The following is a 291-nucleotide window of genomic DNA, read 5'->3' on the forward strand; positions in this document are numbered from 1 at the left end:
CTTATAAGTTCCATTGGCTTGCTTAATCGCCGTATACCAGATAATGTCATCTTGACCATCTACATTAGACCAAGTCGGTAATTTTACTTCACGAACGCCATAAGGACTGGAAACACCTGATACAATCACATCAAAGGTACCAGTATCTGGATTATTGTTTTGAATGCTAATTTGTCCTTGTGGCTTAGCTAAAGAAACAACTGTTTGTGTCCCTGCTACACCAACAATTTGTCCATTATCCTGAATATAATACAAATGAACGTTATATATACCTGTTGAATATTTGTGATC

At 36.4% G+C, this 291-nt stretch carries 1 protein-coding gene; it reads right to left on the reverse strand.

Annotated elements, in window-relative coordinates; translation table 11 throughout:
• Nucleotides 1–291 (reverse strand): GBS Bsp-like repeat-containing protein (locus HMPREF2542_RS01080; protein WP_186822125.1); only part of this gene is annotated, 291 nt, incomplete at both ends.

Origin of the sequence: Streptococcus sp. HMSC034B05, assembly GCF_001809055.1 — a bacterium.
Classification (GTDB): Bacteria; Bacillota; Bacilli; order Lactobacillales; family Streptococcaceae; genus Streptococcus; species Streptococcus constellatus.